Genomic DNA, 23,783 nt, shown 5'->3' on the forward strand with positions numbered 1-23,783 from the left:
CATAATTTCTGCTTCTTTAAAGCTCAATTGGGCTTAAGCGGAGTATAATCCTTAACATTCAATATACACTAATGAAGAAAATCAGTTTGTTTTTATTTGTCGGATTGTTTGCCAGTGCATTCAGTTCCTGCGTAGTCCTGTCGCCTCAAAAGTATAAGACGTTATTGGCCAAACAAGATTCCTTAAACAAGGGCTGGAATGAGTCACAGTTAATGAACGAGAGCCTTGAAAGCCTAATTGCTAAACTGCGAAAAGATACTAGCGGATTAAACGGTTCATTAAGCGATTTAAAGGGTAGATACTCGGAGATGGACAACAACTATACAAAGTTACGTAGTAACAGCTCTAACGAGATTAATAAGCTCTCTGCGGACCTTAAGAAACGGGAGCAAAGACTTAAAGAGGTAGAAGAGATTTTGCGTAAGCGTGATGAGGCTACCAATCAGTTAAAAGAAAAATTACAACAAGCGCTATTGGGCTTTACTCAAAATGGCTTAACTGTTGAAATTCGTAATGGTAAAGTATACGTTTCATTGATGGATAAACTATTGTTCCCTTCGGGCAGTATTATTATTGATGAAAAGGGAAAACAAGCATTGAGCCAATTGGCGGATGTGTTGAAACAACAACCAGAAATTAATATAGCTGTTGAAGGTCATACTGATTCTCAAAAAATAACCAATCTTGGTCAGATTAAAGATAACTGGGATTTGAGTGTATTGCGCTCTACATCGGTGGTAAGGTATTTAACTGAAGTAAGTAAGGTTGAAGCGGTACGTATGACGGCAACTGGTAAAGGCCAGTTCCAACCATTAGGTCCAAATACCTCGGCTGAGAGCAGAAGTAAAAACCGCAGAATTGAGATTGTACTTTCACCAAAATTAGATGAATTGTACAACTTGATTAAGCAATAAAATAGGGCGTATCATTAATCCGGTCAAAAAGACGCCTGTATCATTTCTTGTGATACAGGCGTCTTTATTAAAAGCAATTTTTTTTATTTAAAAAGGGCTTTCAAAATCTTTAAACTGAGAAAGTACCTGATCTTTATCTGATAATAAGAATTCAGATTCATGGATATCCCTGCTCCATTCAATATTTAAGTCTGGATCGTTCCACATTACACCTATTTCCGAATTTTTATCGTAGTAGTTACTTACTTTATAGGTGAAAATAGTTTGATCTTCCAGTGTTAAGAATCCATGTAGAAATCCTGCGGGAACCCAAAGTTGTTTATGGTTCTCTTCACTTAACTCAATGTCGAAATGTTGTCCGTATGTAGGGGAATCTTTTCTAATGTCGACGGCAACATCCATAACTGCACCCTGCAGTACGCGAACTAATTTTCCTTGTTCAAAAGGTTGGGCTTGTGCATGTAATCCGCGCAGGGCTCCTTTTTGCGAAAAGGATTGGTTATCCTGAACAAAATTTACATTTATACCCGCTTCTGCAAAGAGTTTAGCATTATAACTTTCGTAAAAGTAACCACGGTTATCTCTCCATACTTTAGGTTCGATAATTAATAGACCTTCTATTGGTGTTTGAGTAATTTGCATGATTAATTAAGCGATGTATTCCATTAAAGTGTGGAAAGAGACAAGTTTATTTTCGAAAAGATCTTTCACCTCGGCTTGTAATGCCGGAGCGAAGTTTGTTTGGTAATCAAGATAATCAGCCATGTGGTCAACAACATATTGGGCGCAATAGGTTATCCCCTCATTAGGTGAGTCTAACACCCTTAGCAAACGATAAGAAACGAACTTTCCCGATGCCATAACATTAGGAATATGTGTCTCCTCCATCCATTTCAGCCAGCTATCCGCAGCTGCGTCTTCAATTATTGTAGTTACATTATATAATAGCATGGTGCAAAGATAACACTATGTGCCAATATTATCACCGCGAAGTTTTCGGAAACGCTTGCGCGCTTCATTGGTGTACATGCTGCCTGCATGATCATTAATTAATTTCTGGTATAGTTTTTTAGCCTGTTCTATATCCTTCAGATTCGTTTCGTAAAGATCAGCCAGCGTAAATAAGGCATCGTCTGCCCAAATGCTGGTCGCTTGCTGCTCCGTCAGTGTTTTAAGTGTAATTACCGCATTACTGATGTTGTTGGTTTTAATATATATCCTTGACTTGGCCATTAAGATATCATCAACAAGACTATTGCCGGGAAAGGCAATTGCGATGCTATCTAGTTTTGCCAGTGCTTTTGAAGGACGGTTACTAAATTGAAGCATTTCAGCGTCTGCATACATTTTAAGCGCATTGCTATCTAGAGTCGATTGTAGGTTGTCTGTGATCAGTAAACTAAGGTTTAGCGCATCGTTTGCGATTAACTGCGAGGTAGAGGCTTTTAATATGTCAGCCTGCGATTTGGCATAAGTAAAGTTCCCTTGATAAAAGGAGAGTCTGGCTGATCGGTATCGAGCCTCATTACCTACATCTTGGTTCTCGAATTGCTTGGCCACTTGTTCATAAATCAAAAATGCTTCCCAGGGCTGCTGCGTTAATATGTAAACATCGCCGAGTTCTAGTTTTATTTGCCCGATTTCGGCTGCAGGAATACCAGGGATGGTTAATATGTTTTCGAGTGCAGCTTCCGCTTTTTTATGGTCGTTGAGATAGTAAGCCTGTAAGTTGGCGAGCTTCTTTAGCGCAAAAAGTGTTTGTTGATTTTTGCCATACTCATCAATTATAGCCTGATATTCCGCGGCTAGTTCTGTTATTGCCTTTTTATCAATCTGGCTGGCTATAACCTGTTGGTATTTCGCATTGATCATCTCTACCTTTGAAGGCAAATAGTACGGGTTTTCCTTCCCCTTGGTTAACAAATACTCATAGGCTTTGATGGCTGCCGGATAAGCTTTATTGTCTAAAAATGTGCCTGTAGTATTAAATAAGATGGACCCATCATCCTTGATGCGTTTATCTTGCGCAATAAGCTGCCTTAAGGCCATGTCATACTCCTGTTGTTGCAGGTATTGCCAGATGAGTAGTTTTGCGTAAATTTCTGTTTGTGGTTCTTTTTGTATTTTTTTGAGTAAGGCTGATTGTAAAATCTGATAGTCGTCGTTGTCTTCAAATACGGTTGACAATACACTTTCTGCCTGTGGGAGTAATTGAGGCATTCCAGGTAGCGCGTTCAGGTATTCTTGAACCAGCATATTTTTGTCTTTCTTGTAACGGTAAATACTCAGCAGCTCGTAAGTAAAGGGTTTGTCGTCATTTAATATTTTACGTCCCTGTAAAAAGGCTGAAATGGCCAGGTCGTAAGCCTGAAAACCATAAAAATGGTTGGCAATTTCTCTGATTTTAAATTCATCAGCAGGGAGGTTGTTGATCACCTGCATGTATAGTTTATTGGCCGCTTCTGTTTGTCCTTTATCCTGATAAATTCTTGCTAATGCAATGCCATATTCTAAGTTCTTTGAATCTTGTCTGATTAGCTTTTTGACTAGTTTTTCAGCATCATCATATTTTTTTAGTTTAAGCAGGGTGTTAAAATAGAGCTCAAAATGCGTGTCGCTTTTTGTCTTGTTAAATAGTTTTTCGAGCAAAACCACCGCTTGTTGATATTGACCTTGCTGATAATATTGGTAGGCCAGCGCATCATCTACATTGTCTTGTGCAAGGCAAAAGAGGTTTACAAAACAAAATACAACGATTATGACCAGTTTTTTCATTTGGTGGATTAAAGTTCCGGGATTTAAAATTAACGATTTTTAACTAAATCCTTGTAGGAAGCGTTCGTGATCTGTGTTACAGGTAAGGCTAAAGCCTCACATGATGTACACATTCTACAGACATTCTTCACAAAAAGGTACCTGATTGTAGATTTGGTGTGAACCCGGTATGAAGAAATGTTAAGATTGATCGCAAAATGATTAAACGTAACATTAAGATTTTAAAGTAACAATATTGGTGTATTGCCTGTTTACAATGCTGGCGTTGCGTAGCTTTGTAAGCTAATTAATGATATGATTGGATTAAAAAAATACTTTTTCCTTGTTTTGGTGCTCCTTGCCTTTGCTTGCCAGCGCCAGAAAGAGACACGAACCATACCTGTTGATGATTTTTTTAAATCACAAAATAAGGTAGGATATAGATTGTCTCCAGATGGGAAAAATCTTTCTTACCTTAAATTAAAGGGAGCAGACAGGAACATTTACATTGAAGATATTGAAAGTGGTGAGGGGCGGATTATTACTCAATTTAAGGGGATAAATATTGTTTTTTATTGCTGGGTGAGCGATAATGAACTGATCTATTATAAAGAGACAGATGCAGCTAGCAACCAGTCTGATATGTATATTATTGACAAAGAAGGAAAAAACGAACGCCAACTGGTCAAAAATGAAAAGAGTCGGTTAAGAATTATTGATGATCAGCTGATGGATGATAAATACTTGCTGGTATCCTCTAATAAAAGAGACTCGACGGCATTTGATGTTTATCGTTTAAATGTACGTAATGGAGCCATGGAAATGGCGGCTAAGAATCCAGGAAATATTATCGACTGGAGAACAGATGCGGAAGGGAAACTGAGGCTGGCTATTAGTAGTGATGGCGTTAATAGCACTATTCTTTACAGGGCTAGCGAAACCCAACCTTTTAAACGCGTATTGACTAGTAATTTTAAAGATACGTTTAGACCCATCGCTTTTAGCCACAATAGGCCCAATATCATCTATGCCATATCTGACATTAACAGAGATAAAACAGCTTTGGTTGAGGTGGATTGTAATACAGGGAAAGAAGTAAAGAACCTTTTTTGCAATGATACTTTAAACATTACTGAAGCACAATATTCAAGAAGGAAGCAAAAAATGTCTTTTGTGGTTTACGAAACCTGGAAGAAGGAAAAGTACTTTTTGGATGATTCGGTGAGACAGGTGTATGCTAATTTGGATAAGCTTTTGCCGAAAACGGAAACGAGGATTTTTGACTGGGATGAAGCAGAAAATGTATTTATACTAAGGACATTTACTGACAAAAACCCAGGCTCTTATTATCTTTATTTTGCAAATAGAAGTAAAGTAAGGAAGCTAAGTGATTTTAATTCGTCAATCCGGGAGGAGGAAATGTGCGAAATGAAGCATGTAAGCTACCAATCAAGGGATGGTTTATTGATTCATGGATACTTGACCCTTCCACTCAATCAAAAAGCAGAAAACTTGCCGGTTGTGGTACTGCCCCATGATGGTCCCGTGGAAAGGAACTTATGGGGGTATAATCCGGAAGTTCAGTTTTTGGCTAATAGAGGCTATGCCGTATTCCAGGTAAATTACCGAGGCTCTTCTGGGTATGGGAAAAACTTTGTAGCCGCAGGATTTAAGCAATGGGGTAGTAAAATACAGGATGATATTGATGATGGTGTGAAATGGCTTGTTCGCAATAAAATTGCCGATCCCAAAAGAGTTGGCATTTATGGTACCGGTTTTGGGGGCTATATTGCTTTAAATAGCTTGTACTTACATCCCGACACTTATGCTTGTGCAGCATCGAATGCCGGTGTAATTAATTTATTCACTTACTTAAAATCGATTCCGCCTTATCAAAAACCTATTTTGCAGATGTATTACGAAATTATTGGTAATCCGCTTACAGATATAGATAAAATGAGGCAGGTGTCGCCATTGTTCCAGACGGATAAAATCAATGCACCCGTATTATTGGCTCAAAATATTAAAGATCCCAATAACAACTCGAGTGAAACTATGCAGTTTGTTAAGAACCTAAAAAAACGCGATATAAGTGTTACCTATATCGAAAATCAAGGTGATATGTTTGCTGGCAAGAATGGAGCGTTAAGGCATAAATTTTACACTACGCTGGATGAGTTTTTAGAATTTAACCTGAAAAGGAAGTAAATTCACCCTCCTATGGCTTCAGAGAAGAAAGACGGTTACCGTAAGAATTTTTCGTTGATACTCACTTTCATCGTGTTGATGTCAGTGCTGTTTCTACTCTCTTTGGGATTGGCCTATAGATTTAGTACTAAATATATCGAAAACGAATTTGTCTCCGAAAAGGTAAAGGTACTCGAGCAAAGTATTAAACCTTATAATGATTTCTTTCAAAAAAAGCTACCTGAAGTTTCTTTCTATAACGGATATCTCGATTCGGCAACAGCTTCGAGGTTTGTAGATACGGTTTTGTTGGAATATCCTTTCGTATCAAAGGTTATTTTTTATGATTCTGAGGTGAGTAATACGCCGGTTAATGACGGATTAAATACAGGTAAATTCTCCTTTGGGCCAAAAAATATTTACCAGTTTGGAAGCCTTGTTCCCAGTGATTCTATTCGGCTGTTTTCAATAAATGATACCCGTAATTTTATTGTTGGGGATGATTTTAATGCGCTGGCGCTAAAACTGGTGTCTTATATTGAAAGCTTGGATACGACTCGTATTCCTACACAGGATGAGCTGTTTAGTAATTTTAGCAATGTTCGCAGCAACAAGATCACTTACTTGAATATTCCAAGGTTGGAGGATTTGAAGATCTATAAGGACATGTTGCGGAAAACATTAGATCCCAGTCCTGTTTATCAGCAGGACATGCTGTCTTTTCAGCTAGATCCTTATAAGATAAAGATCATCAACCCGCGTCCGTTGTTGTACCAATATATTAAAATGGCTCCACTTACTTATGATCCTTTAGATACCACAGCGGTGTATTTAAGTACGGAGATTACTTTGCCGGGGCCATTTTCTGATTATAAACTTTTCTTTATTTCTTCAAAATCTTTTATTGATAAAGAGATCTTTAGTTATTTTTTCCCTATTGCGTTGGCGATCCTATTTTTTTACGGCATACTGGTACTGGTGGCTGTTTTAATTTACCGGAACTTGAACATTAACCAGAAGATGTTTAAACTACAGTATGATTTTGTAAATAACCTGACGCATGAGTTTAAAACGCCCGTCAGCGTGATAAAGATAGCAGGGAATAACATTAAAAGTGCCGTTACACTTACCGAAAGGGAACTTAAGCTGTACGGTAAAATATTGGATGAAGAGGCGGATAAGTTGAATGGATTGATGAATAAGCTACTTGCGTTTACGCAGATAGAGAATAAATCGATACAGTTAAATCGGGATCGGATTCGTATAGTAGATTTTATTGAAAGCACTGTAGAGTCCCATCGGTTAAAGCATCCTGATTTTAATTTTACTTACGAGGTGAGTGGTGTTAGCACATTTGTGACCGACCCGGTACTGCTTGGCAGCTTATTTGATAACCTTGCCGAGAATGCCTATAAGTATTCTCCACCGGAGCGTAAAAAATTGCACATCAGTGCCCGATTAATTAAAGGGAAAGTGGTGTTTAGATTTACGGATCATGGTATAGGTATACCTGCGTCGGAAATTAATAATATATTTAAGAAGTTTTTCCGTATTCAAAATCAATACAACCAAAATGGAAGTGTGGGATTGGGGCTGGCTTTTTGTAAGGAACTGGTTAATTTTATGGAAGGGGAGATTACGGTGAAGAGCAAAGTAAATAAAGGATCAGAATTTAAAATTGTATTACCATATAATGATTAAAGATATGTCGAAAGGAGTTAAAATACTGATAGTTGAAGATGATGAGAACTTACGTTTCTTAGTAGTACATCGTTTAAAATCTGAAGGATATGAAGTTTCTGAAGTTGGAGATGGAGAAGAAGCAGAACGGGTCATATTAGCGGAAAAACCGGATATCGTTTTGTTGGATTGGATGTTGCCTGGCAAACAGGGCGACCAGATATGTGAAGATGTACGGAAACAAGGTTTCGATAATTTGATTATTATGATGACCGCAAAAGCGCAGGATGTAGATAAGATTGATGCTTATAATTTTGGGGCTTCGGATTATGTAACTAAACCATTTAATATGGATGTGTTGGTTGCTATGCTTGATAGTAAGGTGAAGTTTCTTTTACACAACGACCGCTCTGAAGTGCATCGTTTTGGCGATATGGAACATCATCCTAATATTCATACTTTATTTAGAGACGGTAAAAAGATTGAGTTGACTATTCTGGAGAATAGGATATTGCTTTATTTTTTACGCAACCCGAATAAGGTCATCAACAGAGATGAATTGATGTTGGTAGTTTGGGGATACAATTCTGATGTAAATACACGTACGCTTGATATGCATATTGTACGTTTACGTAAAAAGATTGAACTGAACCCTGATAACCCTCAATTGCTGCAAACGGTTAGGGGAGTGGGATACCGTTTTAATCCGGCTTAAATTAAAGCCGTCAGGTAACTGGCTAGTATCAGCACCACGTATTGCAACAACATGGTTCCATCGATATAAAAGAAGTAGTAATATTCATTCTTTTTGATATTGGATTTGAAAATTAACCAGCCTGTAAGCAGGAGGGTTAAGGTTAGTGCAATAATATCTGAAATAGAAGCTTGCCTAAACAGCAATAATAACGCTAAGTAGCCTACAAGTAGGAACTGGCAGAAGATATATGCTTTTTTTTCGCCTAGCATTACAGGGATGGTTTTCAAGGCATAAAGTTTGTCTTGAAATAAATCCCTGATGTCAAATGGGATGGTAATTGCTGCTACAAACAGGAAGCGCTTGGCAACTAGTAATAAGGTTTCTGCTGTTGAAATATTGATCTGATAATTATGTTCCAGCTCTACCACGGGGAGCAGTACGCAGCTTACAGACCATACCAGAGCGATTAAAAATAGTTTGATGCCCGGAATATTTCGCAGACCGATTTTTTGGTTGTTAAGCGTTAAAAAGGGGATATTATAGCCTAAAGCAAGTACTGCAGTAAATATCATGAGTAGTTTAGCCTCAATACTGAGATAAAGCAGGCCTAATGGGATTAGACAGAGTACCGAAATGAGGGTAATGGATATGATTAGCCTATGATGCGAAAATATCCATCGTACCCTTGCGTATGGTGAGTTTTTGGGGTCTTGAGGCTTAGACAGCAGCATACTGAAATTATAGATGCCGATAGTGCCGAAAAATATAATAGCCAGAATGTACTTGTCGGGCGCTACATTTAATAAGTGATAAGTAATCAGCCCTTGAGCAACAGCGCAAATTGCAATAAACAAATTGCTGAAAAGCAAAAAGTCAAGAATTGGCAAGAGCACTTTTTTAATCATGTTTGGTATTTGGTTTGAATTAGGCTCGCTTTAATTCAAATATCGTTATTTCCGGCAAGATTCCAACTCTTCCGGGGTAGCCTAAAAAGCCGTAGCCAACATTTACATAAAGTTGTTGCTTTTGTTCCTGATACAAACCAGCCCATTCCTTATAAATATACTGCACCGGGCTCCATTGGAACCTTTCAGTTCTTACTCCAAATTGCATCCCATGGGTATGGCCACTAAACATGGCATCTATTTGTGGGTATTTTTCAAGTACCTGTCCACGCCAGTGCGAAGGGTCATGAGAAAGGAGTAGTTTAACCGGTAGATCGTCGGTATTTTTAACTGCAAGGTCCATGCGTCCGTATTTTGGAAAACGGCCCATTCCCCAGTTTTCGATGCCCAGGATACCGATTTCTTCACCATCAACCTTTAACCTTCTGTTTTCGTTCATCAACAGATCCCAGCCCATTATTTCGTGTGTTTTTATCACATCCTGCAAGTTCTTTGCCTTGGCAGCAGATGGAGCTTTGCCAAAGTGGTAATCTCCATAATCGTGATTACCCAGTGTTGAGTATACCCCTAGTGGCGCTTTTATTTTTGAAAAGATATCCTGATACCCGCGCATTTCTGAAGCCATATCATTGACCAAATCACCTGTGAAGAACACAAAATCAGGCTTTTCTCCAAGCAACATTTCAACACCACCAAGTACCGCCTTAGGGTTGTAAAAGCTACCCGAATGGACATCGGAAATCTGGGCCATTTTTATACCATCAAAAGCTTTTGGTAAATTTGGAAGGATAAGGGTTTTACGTTTTATTTTGTAATCATAGGCGCCAGATACAATTCCCCAGCTTAATGAGGCTAGCGGTACTGCAGCGGTAAGCATCCCTGCTTTAACAATAAAAGCCGAGCGGCTAATAGGTGAAGCTGCATTTATAGCGGTAGTAGATGGACTTGTCTGTTTTTCTTTTCTTGCTAATCTTATCAGCTTAATAAAACCTCTTCTTAGGTCGTCAATCAATAAAAAGGGTAACATGACTACCTTGCAGGCGACAGTCAAAAAGAAGGCCACCAGAATAACAGCTCTTACGGTAAGGTATAGATTTAGATAAATCCCCGCAAAAACACCTACTACCAGGCCAATGGTATAAGTCCACCAAAGTATGCTAAATAGTTTTTTTGTACTTGGCTTCCAGCTTTTAAAAACTGATAATATGGCACGGTAGCAGTAATAGTCGAATATTAAAAGGAAAACGGATAAAAATATGATTAGGGGTAATCGGCCCATAGTTAAATATGTTGTTTTAATTGAAATTGTTGTTTGTTAGTCTTCGTCTTGCATATTAATGTTAAACAGACTGTCGAACATGTCTGAAAAGCCAAAGCCTCCAGCCAGGTATTTTTTATTGAGTTGAGAGTATTCGGCTAGTCCATGTAAGACTAATTCCATCAGCAAGAATATTTGGTTTTCATATGCTTTTGGATGATAAAACTTTACCAATTCAAATAGTCCATCAACTTTCATCAATTCCTTTTGGTATTGAATGTTGTTTAAGTTGTCGGCTAGATCTAATGTGTTGCCTTCTGTAAACCAGTGTGTAATCTTTTCATAAGGATTGCCTTGCTTATCTTTCTTAACTTTTTCCGGGTCGGGGAAATAATTGGGAAAGAACGTTTTGATGGCCTTCCCGATAAGTGTGTGGGCAACTTTAGCGGGGCCTTCCAGTTCTCCTTCATAAACTAGTTCGATTTTTCCGGTTATAGCAGGAATGATTCCGGTAAGATCTGATAAGCGGACTTCAGTGTTTTTTTCTCTTTTAAGGAGCATTCTTCGTTCTGCGGTACTGATTAGATTCTCAAAAGCAGCAATACTAAGTCTTGCAGAAACACCTGATTTCTGATCAATAAACTCACTTTTTCTAGCTTCGATTGCTACTTGTTCAATAAGGTTTCTGATCAATCCGTCGGAATGAACTTGTTTCAGTCTTTCTGGACTTATCCTGGTTTCCTGGCGGGTGATCTCTCTAGCAATTTCTATTGTTTTAGGATAATGGGTAAGGATCTGGCTTTCAATACGGTCTTTTAAAGGGGTAACGATAGAACCGCGATTGGTATAATCCTCTGGATTTGCAGTAAACACAAATTGAACATCAAGTGGTAAACGAAGTTTGAACCCCCTGATCTGGATATCTTTTTCTTGTAGCATATTAAACAGTGCTACCTGAATCCTGGCTTGGAGATCGGGTAATTCATTAATTACAAAGATGCTTCGATGGGCTCTTGGTATCAATCCAAAATGGATCACACGTTCATCGTTATAAGTAAGTTTTAGCGTAGCGGCTTTAATGGGATCTATATCGCCAATTAGATCGGCCACTGTAACATCTGGCGTAGCTAGCTTTTCAGTATAACGTTCCGAACGGTGTTGCCAGCTGATAGGTGTATTGTCGCCATGTATTAATATTTCATGCTTGGCATACCATGAAATGGGATTAAGAGGATCATCAAAGATCTCGCTTCCACCTACATATGGGATATATTCATCTAATAAATCGACCATTAAGCGAGCAATACGGGTTTTTGCCTGTCCACGTAAACCGAGTAACAGGATATTGTGACGGGATAAAATAGCGGTGTGCAGTTCGGGTATAACAGTGTCGTTATAACCTAAAATGCCCTGAAACCCATCCGATCTGGCTTTGAGTTGCTTAATCAGGTTTTTACGGAGCTCATCTTTAACGGATAAGGATTTATATTTGGCTGCTTTTAGGTCGCCAAGCGTTTTTATCGTGTTGTGGTCCATTTATATCTTTGTTCTTTAATCCTTATTTATCTTACAGTTTTTCTTCTATTTTTAATATAATCCTCAAATATATACTCTCCTAATCCAGTTAGGGAACTGTAAAATGCCCTTCCGCCGTTTACTTGTGTAAACTCCCGGACAAACTGTTGTAGGTATGGATCCTGAGCAATCATAAAGGTTGTAATGGGGATGCCGAGCCGCTTACACTGCGCAGCCATATTTAGGGTTTTACTGATCACTTTCCTGTCCAGCCCCATGCTGTTTTTATAGTAACGCCCGTTTTCTTTTAAACAAGTAGGCTTACCATCGGTGATCATAAAAATCTGTTTGTTATGTGTTTTACGTCTGCGCAGTAAGTCTGTTGCCAATTCAAGCCCCGCATAAGTGTTCGTGTGGTAGGGGCCAACTTGTAAATAAGGCAGATCTTTAACCGAAATGGTCCAGGCATCGTTACCAAAAACTACAATATCTAAGGTGTCTTTCGGGTAACGTGTTCTAATTAACTCAGCAAGCGCCATGGCTACCTTCTTGGCGGGCGTTATTCTGTCTTCACCATATAAGATCATAGAATGAGAGATATCAATCATAAGCACAGTCGAAGTTAGCGTTTTGAAATCCTTTTCCTCTACTTCAAGATCCCGTTCTGTTAACGTAAAGTTACCGATACCATGATTGATCTGTGCATTGTGAATAGAGGCCGTCATATCTATTTGATCCAGACTATCCCCGAATGTGTATTCCCTTCTATCAGCATTTTTTTCTTCGCCAATACCAGACAGGTTACTATTGTGATTCCCTCTTCCTGCTTTTTTTAGTTTGCCGAAGATCTCTTCCAGGGCCGACTTACGTATGGTTTGTTCCGTTTTAGCGGTGATGCTGATCTTTCCATTTGTTGGAGATTCTGTGATGTAGCCTTTATCCTTCAGGTCATCAATAAAATCACCCATAGCATACTCATTATTGGTCAATTTGTATTGCTTGTCCAATTCATTCATCCATGCCAATGCTTCGCCGGCATCACCTGCCGTATAATTGAGCAGTTGAGTAAATAAATTTAGCAACTCATTAAATCCTCCGCTTGGGGAGTCATCAGGCTTATAGTCAGAAAAATGGTACCCTCTCATACTCTCGATATAAACGATTTATCGAAGGTAAAAGTTTCTGGTATCAGTAATGTTATGTCGTTGTAAAAATACCGGGCGGTTAATTATTTCGGTTCGCCGTTAGCTAAAGCCTTTTCTGCCCTTTTTATTGCTAAACGTTCTCTCCATTTTGCGTACGGAGCCTTAAAAGCCATTTTTAATACACTGTCTAGTCCACCTTTAATAGCGAGGTTAAAAACGCTTTGTGCTTTTCTGGTTAAAGAGGCATCCCAGGCCCTAAGGCTTAGGGAGAAAGAACCATCCAGGTACTTCATCCAATGCCACATGCCAGTTGGCATAAATAAAGTATCACCATGTTCAAGGAATACTTCATATCCTTCTACACCTTTTAAAGCGGGGAATTTCTCGAAATCAGGATTGGCCACATCATAATCCTCTAATGCGTAAGTTGCATTCGGGATGCAATACAGGCGTTTTTTCCATTTATTGTCGAACAATATAATGTGTTTTCTGCCGCCAAAGTGGGTATGGAAAAGGTGGGGCAGATCAATATCGTAATGTAAAAAAGTAACAGAATTTGAACCGCCAAAGAACATGGCCGGCATACTTTCAATAAAGCCCCCCATCAAGTCTTTAGGAATAACAATGTCATCCACAAGGTTAGGCACGTGCTTAAATAGGTTGAAGAAAAAGATTCGGAGTTCGGTTGGTTTAGACTTGATCAGGTCCAGATAATCGCCAAAGCGCATTTCTGCAACTGATGCATTGATGGGCTTAGAGGGGTCGGCTTTGGAGTTGTCCATCAAACTCACGTTCACATCTCCTGCTATTTGCTTCAGGTAGTCGGTTGTCCATTTTTCTCTGGCAGGCCAGGTCTTGGTTAAGCCTTTGATGATTAAAGGACGACGGGCATCCAGATAATTTTTTTTAAAATCAGCAAGGCTGATGCTTTCAACGGTGTCTACCGGCTTTAAAATAAAGCTCATATGTTTAATAATACGATACCTGTTAGCGGCTTAATGCCGATTACTGATCCTATTTAAAACAAACTTAGAGATTTTTTTTGTAATCTATTCATTAGGTTTTTTTCGTTTTAGTGCTCGGTTGGCTCTTTTTACAGCCAGTTCTTCTTTCCAGCCCATATATTTTTCTCTGAAATTGGCCTTCATAAAGTCATCGAACTTGCGTTGGAGGGTTAAGTTGTATAAACTTCTTGCTTTTACAGCCCAGGATTTGTCCCATGCCCTTAAACTGATAGAAAAGGAACCATCCAGATATTTCATCCAATGCCAGTATCCAGTAGGCATAAACAGCGTGTCGCCATGTTCAAGAAATGCTTCTACCCCTTTAACGCCTTTTAAGGCAGGGTATTTATCGAAATTGGGATTTTCTACATCATAATCCTCCAGTGCATAGGTGGCGTAAGGTATTTGGTATAGACGTTCTTTCCATTTGTTTTCGAACAAGATCACATGTTTACGCCCGTTAAAGTGGGTATGGAAAATATGGGCCATATCAATGTCGTAATGTAAAAATGTAACGGAGCCTTTGCCGCCAAAAAACATATTCGGGTAGCTGTCTAAAAAGCCGCCCATTAAATCCTTTGGGGCTCTGTAGTCTTCCAATAGTTTGGGCGCTTGCTTAATTGGGTCGAAAAGGAATATACGTAAGTCTGTTGGTGTATGTTTTATCAGTTCTATATAGTCGCCAAACTTCATCTCTGCTGCCGGAGCATTAATCGGCTTAGATGGATCTGCTTTGGAGCTATCGTAGAGTGATACAGTTTGATCACCAACTACTGTTTTCATGTAATCTAGATTCCATTTATCATGGGCTGGCCATTCCTTAGACCTGTTTTTTATGATAAGTGGTTTGCGGGGATTTAAATAATGTTTTTCAAAATCTGTTTTATTGATATCATTAACGATATCAATAGGAGTTAAGTCAAACTTCATATAAATAAAATGTTAAGATGAAGCAAAATTATATAAACAAGAATTGGAAGGAAATTGTTAGCTCAAAAATTAAAAACACTTGACAAATGAGCTCATCTTCTCTATATTTTTTAAATAAAAATGGCCGGCACCTCCCCAGGGCCGGCCTTCACAAATCCCCCTCAACTTCTTTTTTATTTAGGCATTAATACGGTGTCTACTACATGTATCACACCATTTTTTTGCATTACGTTGGCAATGGTAATGGTTGTGCTACCACCTTTTTCGTCTTTGATCATTAACTTTTTACCTTCCATCCAGGCCCAAAGTTTACCGCCGCTAACGGTGGTTAATTCTGCTTTGCCCTTTCCTTTTTTGATGGCTTTTTCAATCTCAGCAGCAGTCCAAGTACCTGCTACTACATGGTAGGTTAATATTTTTGTTAAAGTGGCTTTGTTTTCAGGTTTTAATAGGGTCGCGATAGTTCCGGCGGGTAGTTTATCAAATGCTTCGTTTGTTGGCGCAAAAACTGTAAATGGTCCAGCTGATTTTAAGGTTTCAACCAGGCCTGCAGCTTTAACCGCTGCAACTAATGTAGTATGGTCTTTAGAGTTTACTGCATTGTCTACAATGTCTTTAGTCGCATACATGGCCGCTCCACCAACAGTAGGATTTTTTTGAGCGTAGACTTGTGTCGTGCATGCCATAGCTACTAAGGCAATTACTGAAAGAAATATTCGTTTCATGGTTTCTGTTTTATAAAGGCAGATACGAGGAAAGCTTTACGGTGGATTTTTTACGGTCTATTTTTTGTATTTTTAGTTATAGTAATATTTTTTTTGCATTCAGTTTAATCCTTATTGGATTTCTATTGTCATAGCATTATAATCAAATTGTAACTTAGTATGAAAACACCAACAAAAGTTATCTATTCATTTGTAGTTGTGCTTTTTATCACCGTATTGTGCTCGGCCTTTCAAAAGGAAAAGGCAGCTGCGGTAAAATTTGCATTCCCTTATAAACAAGCTGGCCTGGACGAGCGACAGGCAGCAGCGCATCTTTTAAGTAGGTTTACCTATGGCGCAAAACCTGAAGATATTGATGAGGTGGTTAAGATGGGCCTCGAAAAGTGGTTTCTAAAACAGTTAGATGGGAAGATTGATGACGAAGCTTTAAATAAATCTTTGAGTCAATACGATGACATCAATTTGAGTAATACCGAGGTCGAAAATAAATATCCTCGTAACGGACTGGCTGTACGAATGGCTGTTAAGGAAGGAGTAATCAATAAGGATTCTGTCAATAAAACCGATGGAAAAGAATACAGACAAAAGGTAAAAGCTTTTATGGAATCGAAAGGTTACAAACCTCAACAAGAGCTTTTCCGCCAATTTTTCAATCAAAAAATACTTAGGGCTGCCTATACAAATAATCAATTACATGAGTTACTAACCGATTTCTGGTTTAATCATTTCAATGTTTCTCTAACAAAAAATCAAAGTGCATCGTTTATTCCTGCTTATGAGCGGGATGTAATCAGGCCCAATGTTACAGGTAAGTTTCAAACCTTGTTGCTGGCCACGGCAAAGTCTCCAGCCATGTTGATGTATCTGGATAATTTTTCGAGTAGCGGAAATCCTGTAGCCAGTAATGATGGCGGTATGATGATGGAAATGGGCGGTGTTAAAAAAGTAAATCAACGTCCAAACGGTCGGCCATTCGCAAATCCTGCAACGAATAAAAAGCAACAGCAGAAAAAGAAACAAGGTGGATTGAATGAAAATTATGCCCGTGAGGTAATGGAATTACATACTTTGGGCGTAGATGGAGGATATACTCAAAGTGATGTAACCCAGGCCGCAAGAGTATTAACCGGTTGGGGTATTGCACCTATGGGCGATAATGGTTATGGTTCGGCTGGGAAAAATATCTTAGACAAAATAGATGCTAATACACTAGAGAAACGCGGTTTTGTACACGATGGCGACTTTTTGTTTATGCCAACCCGTCACGATAATGGCGAGAAAATAGTATTGGGTAAACGTTTCGCTGCAGGTCAGGGGTACGATGAAGGCGTAGAGCTGCTTACCATGCTTGCACATCATCCTTCAACAGCAAAATTCATTTCAAAAAAGATTGCCACAAGGTTTGTTAACGACAATCCAGCTCCATCATTGGTAGATAAGATGGCTAAAACCTTTCTTAAAACCGACGGAGATATTAAAGATGTAATGATTACCATGGTTTCTTCCCCAGAATTTTGGAGTAAAGAATCCTTAAGGGAGAAAACAAAATCTCCTTTTGAGCTAGCCATAAGTGCTGTGCGGAGCTTGAACGCTGAAATTACGCAACCTTATCAGTTGTATACCTGGATCAATAAAATGGGCCAAAAGATGTATTATTATCAAGCTCCTACGGGTTTTCCAGATAAGGGACAATACTGGATCAATACTGGTTCTTTATTAAACAGGATGAATTTTGGATTGGCCCTGGCTACGCAAAGAATTCCAGGAGTTAAGATAAACCTGGCTTCATTAAATAACAACCATGAACCTGAAAGTGCAGATGCAGCATTGCTGATTTATTGTAAGCTGATTATGCCCGAACGTGATGTCCAGGAAACGGTTAAGCGGTTAAAACCGATGTTAAACGACCCGGATCTGGTCAATAAGATCGAAACTGCTGCAGCAAAAGCTTCGCCACCTCAGACTATGGATACGATGGCTAGTGCTGAAATGCAAAGCATGGATCAAGTCGATAAAAAGGAAGCCAAGGTGGCCAATAAAGGCAAGGGTAAAAAAGCAGATAAAATTACTTACGCGACTGGTAACAATACTATGTTGGCCCAGGTAGTAGGCGTAATTATTGGCTCTCCAGAATTTCAACGTAAATAAACCTTAAATATATAATCATGACTTCAAGAAGAGGATTTATAAAAGCAGGGGGATTGGCCTTATTTGGCATCGGAATGGGTGGTATTCCTGGCTTTTTAGCCGAAGCTGTTGCCGGAACAAAAGCTCCGGGCTTGTTTAAAAGGAAAAAGATAATGGTGTGCATTTTTCAGCGTGGGGCAATGGACGGCTTAATGGCTGTAACTCCATTTACTGATAGTTACTTAAAGGCTGCCCGACCAACCTTGTTTATGAGTGCTGCTAAAGGAGGCAAAACAACACCGTTGATAGATCTGGATGGTCGTTTTGGCCTGCATCCTTCAATGGTGGCTTTCGAAAGTATGTTTAGGGAAAAAAGAATGGCAATTGTACATGGCATAGGTTCCCCAAATAATACCCGTTCGCATTTTGATGCACAGGATTATATGGAATCTGGTACCCCCTTTAGAAAAGGAACAGATAGTGGCTGGTTAAACCGTGCAGTCGGATTGTTGGGGCATGAAGCCGCAACTCCATTCCAGGGCGTTAGCTTAACTTCATCCTTGCCAAGATCATTCTATGGTGATAACCCCGCAGTGGCGATTAGCAACCTGCAGGATTTTAACATACAATTAAGAGGTAATGTTAAAGGTGCAAATATGGCTGCAAAAAGTTTTGAAGATCTATATGATACCACCTCGTCTGGCTTATTGAAAGAGACAGGAAAGGAAAGCTTTGATGCCATGAAAATGCTTCAAAAGGTAGATACAAAAAACTATAAACCATCAAACAATGCTGTATATCCTAATTCGGCACTGGGAAATTCGTTGAAACAGATCGCTCAGTTAATAAAAATGGATGTTGGAATGGAGGTTGCCTTTGCTGAATCTGGAGGCTGGGATACCCACTTTAATCAGGGTGCAGACACCGGTATTTTTGCCAGGAATGTAAATGATTTGAGCCAGAGTATGATGGCCTTTTGGGCAGATATGGGGACTTATCAGGATGACTTAACGGTAATGACAATGACTGAATTTGGTCGTACTGTAAAACAAAATGGTACCGGTGGAACGGATCACGGAAGGGCATCTTGCAACTTTATTTTGGGCAATGGTGTTAATGGCGGCTTGGTACATGGTCTTGTAAATCCACTGGCTGTCGAAAACCTTGAAGACGGTAGGGATCTTGCCGTAACTACTGATTTTAGAAGTGTGTTTAGTGAGGTGGCTGATAAGCACCTGAACATCAACAACGATAAGGTGCTGTTTCCGGATTGGGAAGGTAACAAAATTGGTGTAATGAGGTAGCCGATTTTCGTACTATCCTTTTTATCATTAATTTAGCGCTGTGAGAATAGCTATTTTATCCTTGTTTGCAGTACTTTCTATCGTTTCCTGTAAGCAAAAAAATAAAACAAATGAGCAGTCTGCTGCCGCTGAAAAGAAAGATTTAAGTTGCTGTGATGCGAAACTACCTAAAAGGTTTGGAGCAATTACGGGGATAGATTCCCTAGGCTCAAAAGAGGCTGAGGGTAAGACTTCGCATGAGGGAATGAAGTTTATTCCTACCGGTGATTTTGCGATGGGAGCATCAGATAACGAAGGTCGACCTGATGAATATCCTTCACATGAAGTGGCTGTAAATGGTTTTTGGATTGATGAAAGCGAAGTTACCAATGCGCAGTTTGCACGTTTTGTAAAAGCTACAGGCTATGTCACTCAAGCCGAGCGGAAGCCAGATTGGGAGGAATTAAAAAAACAGTTGCCACCGGGAACACCTAAACCAGCTGAAGAATTGTTGCAGCCAGCTTCTTTAACATTTAAAAAGCCTGTTAAACGTATAAATATTAACGATGTGTCGCAATGGTGGAGCTGGACTGAAGGCGCTAGTTGGAAGCATCCCCAAGGGCCTAAAAGCAATATTATTGGCAAAGACAATTACCCCGTTACGCAAGTATCCTGGATAGATGCTGCGGCTTATGCCAAATGGGCCGGTAAGCGCTTGCCTACCGAAGCGGAGTGGGAATACGCAGCTCGTGGTGGACTTAAAAGTAAAAAGTATCCTTGGGGTGATGAGGATTTAGCTACGGGTAAAGCCAAAGCAAATACCTGGCAAGGCGAATTTCCTTATACAGATTTAAAAACGGATGGCTTTGCAAGTGTAGCCCCTGTAAAATCATTTGCTGCAAACGGATACGGATTGTATGATATGTCGGGTAATGTATGGGAATGGACTGCCGATTGGTATACACCTGATTACTATAAAACTCAAAAAGGTAAACAAAGCAATCCTAAAGGGCCCGCAGAAAGTTTTGATCCTGATGAGCCTACTATCCCTAAGAAGATTATCCGGGGCGGATCATTTATGTGCCATTCTTCTTACTGCAAAGGCTACAGAGTGAGTTCTAAAATGAAGTCTTCTGTTGATACAGGATTGGAAAATACAGGCTTTAGATGTGTCGCCAATTGATCTTTATAAAAAATAACACAAACGTTTGCGTTAAGTTACTTTAGCGGTTCTTAGATATTTAGAGAAACGTAAAGGGAATAAGCGTTTAAACAGAATAGCTTTCACTTCTTTGCCGCCAATGTAGACCTCTTCCTTATTGGTATTGATGGCTTTAATCATTTGTTTAGCACAATCTTCGGCTGTGATCCCGGTTTCCACACCATGATCATTTATACCATAAGGAGCTCCGGTAGCTGTTAAAGCATTTAGTGTTACATTTGTTTTAACAAAACCCGGGCAAATCAATATGATCTGGATGTTTTTATCAAATACTTCCGAACGCAAAGAATCAAAATAGCCGTGTAAAGCATGTTTTGAAGCCGAATACGAAGAACGAAAGCGCGTGCCGAATTTGCCTACCAGGCTGCTAATACAAACGATTTTCCCACCGCCTTTGGCAATCATATTTGGCAATACAGCTTTACTAAGTGCAACTGTTCCCCAGAAGTTCACATTCATCAGACGCTGCTCTGTTTGAAGGGTCGTTTCTAATGCAAGACTGCGTTGACTGATCCCGCCACTATTGATGAGTATATCTACATGACCATAGATGCGAATTGCTTCTTCAGCTTTATCTGTCAGAGATGCTGTGTTTTCAAGATCTAATGGCAGTACATGGACGTTAACGGGGCTTTTACAGTTGCTTTTAACTCTGTAAAGTTCATCCCTGTTGCGAGATGACAGGATAAGTTTAGCACCTGCTTTATCGTAAGCATATACTAGTGCTTCACCAATACCGGATGATGCACCGGTAATCCAAACAACCTTATTCTTCATGTTTATTATATTGATGGTTAAAGATGGTCATCCTGAATCAAAAATAATTCAGAAGCAATGTAATCTGCAAATAATTTACCTTCCTGTGTCAGAACCAAATGGTTGTCTTGCTTTGTTAGCCAGGCCCGTTCTATAAATGGCTTTATTGCCTTTAATGTATCTGTCAAGAACAATTGGCCAAAATCAGCAGCAATTTTATTTAAATCAGTGCCCCACATGGTACGCAAGGAAGTCATGATGTATTCATTAAACCTGTCGTATTGGTCAAGCTCTTCAATAGTTTCTGCGAGTTCGCCTTTTTCTAAATGCTGCAGGTACTGTGCATTGTTGGCAACATTCAGGTATCGGGTTTGGCCATCAAAACCATGAGCCGAAGGACCTATGCCTAGATACGGGATGCCACGCCAGTAATTGGTATTGTGAACCGCATATTTCCCAGGCTTGCTAAAATTAGAAATCTCATATTGTTCAAAACCGCCTTCTTTTAGTTTCTCTATTAGCGTGATAAACTGGGCTGCACTTTGCTCGTCATTAATAGGTGGCTGTTGCCCTCTCTTAATTGCGCTTGCAAGAGCAGTTTTGGGCTCAACCGTAAGTGAATAGGCAGAGATATGAGGGGTTTGAAATTCAATAGCTTTATTGATATTGCTAAGCCATTTACTGTCGGTTAGTAAGGGATAGCCGTAAATGAGATCAATGCTTAGGTTTTCAAATCCGGCATCCTGGCTACGTTTTATACAATCTTCGGCTTCATTTGCATTGTGGGCCCTGTTCATCCAGATCAGGTCTTCTTCAAAAAAAGATTGTATACCTATGCTAAAACGGTTTACAGGCAGCTGTCTAAGCTCTGCTATTTTCCTAGCATTCAGATCATCAGGATTAGCTTCTATCGTAATTTCAGCATCCGATGAGATGGAGAAATGTTGTGTTAGTGTATCAAAGATCTTTTCAAAGCTTTTTGAAGGCAGTACAGAGGGTGTTCCGCCACCAAAATAAATGCTGCCCACCTGGTCGGTTATCCTGTCTTTTTTTTTAATGATCTCTGCACAAATGGCATCAGTCATTTCATCAACATACTTTAACGAGGTGCTGAAATGAAAATCGCAATAGGTACAGGCCTTTTTACAGAAAGGGATGTGGATATAAATTCCGGACATTTGGCAAAGATAATGAAGTTAAATTCCTTTAGCCCGTTTATTGTATTTTACTGTATTCTTTGCTTTTCTTTTTACTAACCAACAAGTAGCAAATGTATAGTAGTAAAATCCATCCAGGAATCAACTCGACAGATATTTTCAAGCCTGTTATCCACATGATCACTAAAATACTTACCAGGAAAATCAGGCATATATAGTTTGATAGGGGATAGATAAAAGAAGGGAATTTGGTTTTTACCTGATCTGCTTCTTTACTCCTTCTAAATTTTAAATGGGTAATGCTGATCATCAACCAATTGATAATTAGCGAGGATACGACCAGCGACATCAAAATCTCCAATGCCTTCTCCGGCATGAGCTTGTTGACTATAATACAAATCGCCGCAAATAGGCTTGATATTAGAATTGCATTTATCGGTACTGAATTTTTATTCAGCTTCGATAAAAAAGAAGGTGCATTTCCTTGTTGTGCTAATCCAAACAACATCCTGCTGTTACTGTAAACACAACTGTTGTAAACGGATAAAGCTGCTGTCAACACAATCACATTAAGCGCGTTAGCGATCACACTTGTAAAAAAGATAGTTTTGCCCATAAGGGTAAACTGAAAGCCCTTTAAACTTTCAAAAACCATCACAAAAGGACTACTGTCAGTCGTAATGTTTTTCCATGGGGATAGTGAAAACAGGATCACGAGTGCACCTACATAAAAAATCAGAATCCGGTAAATCACCTGATTGGTAGCCTTTGGGATCGTTTTTTCTGGTGCTTCTGCCTCTGCTGCTGTTATCCCTATTAATTCCAGTCCACCAAATGAAAACATAATTAATGCAATTGCAGCAAATAATCCCTGAAAGCCCCCTTTTCCATCTCCACTAAACAAGCCCTTTGCAAAAAATCCACCATCATTCCATAGGTTTTGAATGCTTGCCTGTTCGCCACCGCTACCACTAAAAAGTAAATAAACACCAAAAATGATCATGGCAATAATGGCTACAACCTTTATGATTGAAAACCAGAATTCTACCTCGCCATACACCTTAACAGAAGTGAGGTTTAAGGCATTAATAGCTATAAAAAAGAAAAGACTCGATGACCACAGTGGGATTTCGGGCCACCAGAAATGTACATAAATGCCAATGGCAGTCAGCTCCGACATGCTGACCAGGATATATAACACCCAATAGTTCCAACCAGAAGCAAAGCCGGCAAAAGATCCCCAGTACTTATTGGCAAAGTGGCTAAAACTACCTGAAACAGGCTCTTCAACCACCATTTCACCTAATTGACGCATAATAAAAAAGGCAATAATGCCTGCCAGTGCATAACCTAAGATTACTGAAGGACCAGCCAATACAGCGGCTGGACCAATGCCAAGAAATAATCCTGTCCCGATGGCTCCACCAAGAGCTATTAACTGAATGTGCCTGTTTTGCAAACCTCTTTTGAGTTTTTGATCCTCAGGTTTTTCGTTGGTTGGTTTCAATATGTATGGTGTTTATT

General features: G+C 39.4%; 20 protein-coding genes. 7 read left to right on the forward strand and 13 right to left on the reverse strand.

Features of this window, described 5'->3' with window-relative positions; all coding sequences use genetic code 11:
* Positions 1-71: 71 nt before the first annotated feature.
* Positions 72-914, forward strand: a complete 843-nt coding sequence (locus EZ444_RS07540) for an OmpA/MotB family protein (RefSeq protein ID WP_131608114.1) — start codon at positions 72-74, stop codon at positions 912-914.
* 87 nt (positions 915-1,001) lie between these two features.
* On the opposite strand, the gene rfbC is transcribed toward EZ444_RS07540, so the two are convergent.
* From rfbC to EZ444_RS07555, 3 genes are read right to left on the reverse strand one after another with little or no spacing between them, the layout of a single operon-like run.
* Positions 1,002-1,556 (reverse strand): dTDP-4-dehydrorhamnose 3,5-epimerase, encoded by a 555-nt coding sequence (gene rfbC / locus EZ444_RS07545; RefSeq protein WP_131608115.1) that lies wholly within the window; start codon positions 1,554-1,556, stop codon positions 1,002-1,004.
* A 6-nt stretch (positions 1,557-1,562) separates the two neighbouring features.
* On the reverse strand, positions 1,563-1,865 hold the full coding sequence (locus tag EZ444_RS07550; protein ID WP_131608116.1) for a DUF4286 family protein: 303 nt from the start codon (positions 1,863-1,865) through the stop codon (positions 1,563-1,565).
* Between the two features lie 15 nt (positions 1,866-1,880).
* Positions 1,881-3,689, reverse strand: a complete 1,809-nt coding sequence (locus EZ444_RS07555) for a tetratricopeptide repeat protein (protein WP_131608117.1) — start codon at positions 3,687-3,689, stop codon at positions 1,881-1,883.
* Positions 3,690-3,983: 294 nt separating this feature from the next.
* Between EZ444_RS07555 and EZ444_RS07560 the strand changes: the two genes are divergently transcribed.
* The 3 genes from EZ444_RS07560 to EZ444_RS07570 are packed head-to-tail and all read left to right on the forward strand — an operon-like array spanning position 3,984 to position 8,250.
* A complete protein-coding gene (locus tag EZ444_RS07560) occupies positions 3,984-5,876 on the forward strand; it encodes a S9 family peptidase (protein ID WP_131608118.1) in 1,893 nt (630 codons plus the stop codon).
* A gap of 12 nt (positions 5,877-5,888) precedes the next feature.
* Positions 5,889-7,556: a sensor histidine kinase gene (locus EZ444_RS07565; protein ID WP_131608119.1), complete on the forward strand. Its 1,668-nt coding sequence runs from the start codon at positions 5,889-5,891 to the stop codon at positions 7,554-7,556.
* A gap of 4 nt (positions 7,557-7,560) precedes the next feature.
* The gene (locus EZ444_RS07570) at positions 7,561-8,250 is read left to right on the forward strand and encodes a response regulator transcription factor (protein WP_131608120.1); all 690 of its coding nucleotides are present in this window, start codon (positions 7,561-7,563) and stop codon (positions 8,248-8,250) included.
* Here the strand turns inward: EZ444_RS07570 and EZ444_RS07575 are convergent.
* The 7 genes from EZ444_RS07575 to EZ444_RS07605 form a co-directional block, all read right to left on the reverse strand.
* Entirely contained in the window at positions 8,247-9,137 is an 891-nt protein-coding gene (locus tag EZ444_RS07575; RefSeq protein ID WP_131608121.1) for a UbiA prenyltransferase family protein, read from the reverse strand. The genes EZ444_RS07570 and EZ444_RS07575 overlap by 4 nt on opposite strands.
* 19 nt (positions 9,138-9,156) lie before the next feature.
* Positions 9,157-10,416, reverse strand: coding sequence for a metallophosphoesterase (locus tag EZ444_RS07580; RefSeq protein ID WP_131608122.1), 1,260 nt, complete (start codon positions 10,414-10,416; stop codon positions 9,157-9,159).
* Between the two features lie 36 nt (positions 10,417-10,452).
* Positions 10,453-11,931: a sigma 54-interacting transcriptional regulator gene (locus tag EZ444_RS07585; RefSeq protein WP_131608123.1), complete on the reverse strand. Its 1,479-nt coding sequence runs from the start codon at positions 11,929-11,931 to the stop codon at positions 10,453-10,455.
* A gap of 26 nt (positions 11,932-11,957) precedes the next feature.
* Complete coding sequence (locus tag EZ444_RS07590) at positions 11,958-13,055, reverse strand: vWA domain-containing protein (RefSeq protein ID WP_131608124.1); 1,098 nt, start codon at positions 13,053-13,055, stop codon at positions 11,958-11,960.
* 83 nt (positions 13,056-13,138) lie between these two features.
* Positions 13,139-14,020, reverse strand: coding sequence for a cupin-like domain-containing protein (locus EZ444_RS07595; RefSeq protein ID WP_131608125.1), 882 nt, complete (start codon positions 14,018-14,020; stop codon positions 13,139-13,141).
* A gap of 84 nt (positions 14,021-14,104) precedes the next feature.
* Positions 14,105-14,989 (reverse strand): cupin-like domain-containing protein, encoded by an 885-nt coding sequence (locus EZ444_RS07600; protein WP_131608126.1) that lies wholly within the window; start codon positions 14,987-14,989, stop codon positions 14,105-14,107.
* A gap of 173 nt (positions 14,990-15,162) precedes the next feature.
* Positions 15,163-15,714, reverse strand: a complete 552-nt coding sequence (locus tag EZ444_RS07605) for a fasciclin domain-containing protein (protein ID WP_131608127.1) — start codon at positions 15,712-15,714, stop codon at positions 15,163-15,165.
* A gap of 159 nt (positions 15,715-15,873) precedes the next feature.
* On the opposite strand from EZ444_RS07605, the gene EZ444_RS07610 reads away from it, so the two are divergent.
* The 3 genes from EZ444_RS07610 to EZ444_RS07620 are packed head-to-tail and all read left to right on the forward strand — an operon-like array spanning position 15,874 to position 20,307.
* On the forward strand, positions 15,874-17,862 hold the full coding sequence (locus tag EZ444_RS07610; RefSeq protein ID WP_131608128.1) for a DUF1800 domain-containing protein: 1,989 nt from the start codon (positions 15,874-15,876) through the stop codon (positions 17,860-17,862).
* 17 nt (positions 17,863-17,879) lie between these two features.
* Entirely contained in the window at positions 17,880-19,145 is a 1,266-nt protein-coding gene (locus EZ444_RS07615) for a DUF1501 domain-containing protein (RefSeq protein ID WP_131608129.1), read from the forward strand.
* 40 nt (positions 19,146-19,185) lie between these two features.
* A complete protein-coding gene (locus tag EZ444_RS07620; protein WP_225874664.1) occupies positions 19,186-20,307 on the forward strand; it encodes a formylglycine-generating enzyme family protein in 1,122 nt (373 codons plus the stop codon).
* Between the two features lie 30 nt (positions 20,308-20,337).
* Here EZ444_RS07620 and EZ444_RS07625 read toward each other — a convergent pair whose 3' ends face one another.
* From EZ444_RS07625 to EZ444_RS07635, 3 genes are read right to left on the reverse strand one after another with little or no spacing between them, the layout of a single operon-like run.
* Complete coding sequence (locus EZ444_RS07625) at positions 20,338-21,123, reverse strand: SDR family oxidoreductase (RefSeq protein WP_131608130.1); 786 nt, start codon at positions 21,121-21,123, stop codon at positions 20,338-20,340.
* A 17-nt stretch (positions 21,124-21,140) separates the two neighbouring features.
* Positions 21,141-22,280: a radical SAM family heme chaperone HemW gene (gene hemW, locus EZ444_RS07630; RefSeq protein ID WP_131608131.1), complete on the reverse strand. Its 1,140-nt coding sequence runs from the start codon at positions 22,278-22,280 to the stop codon at positions 21,141-21,143.
* Between the two features lie 37 nt (positions 22,281-22,317).
* Positions 22,318-23,766 carry an amino acid permease gene (locus EZ444_RS07635; protein WP_131608132.1) on the reverse strand — a complete coding sequence of 483 codons (1,449 nt, stop codon included), beginning with the start codon at positions 23,764-23,766 and terminating at the stop codon, positions 22,318-22,320.
* Between the last annotated feature and the right edge of the window lie 17 nt (positions 23,767-23,783).

The sequence above is a fragment of the Pedobacter hiemivivus genome (genome assembly GCF_004331685.1).
GTDB lineage: Bacteria > Bacteroidota > Bacteroidia > Sphingobacteriales > Sphingobacteriaceae > Pedobacter > Pedobacter hiemivivus.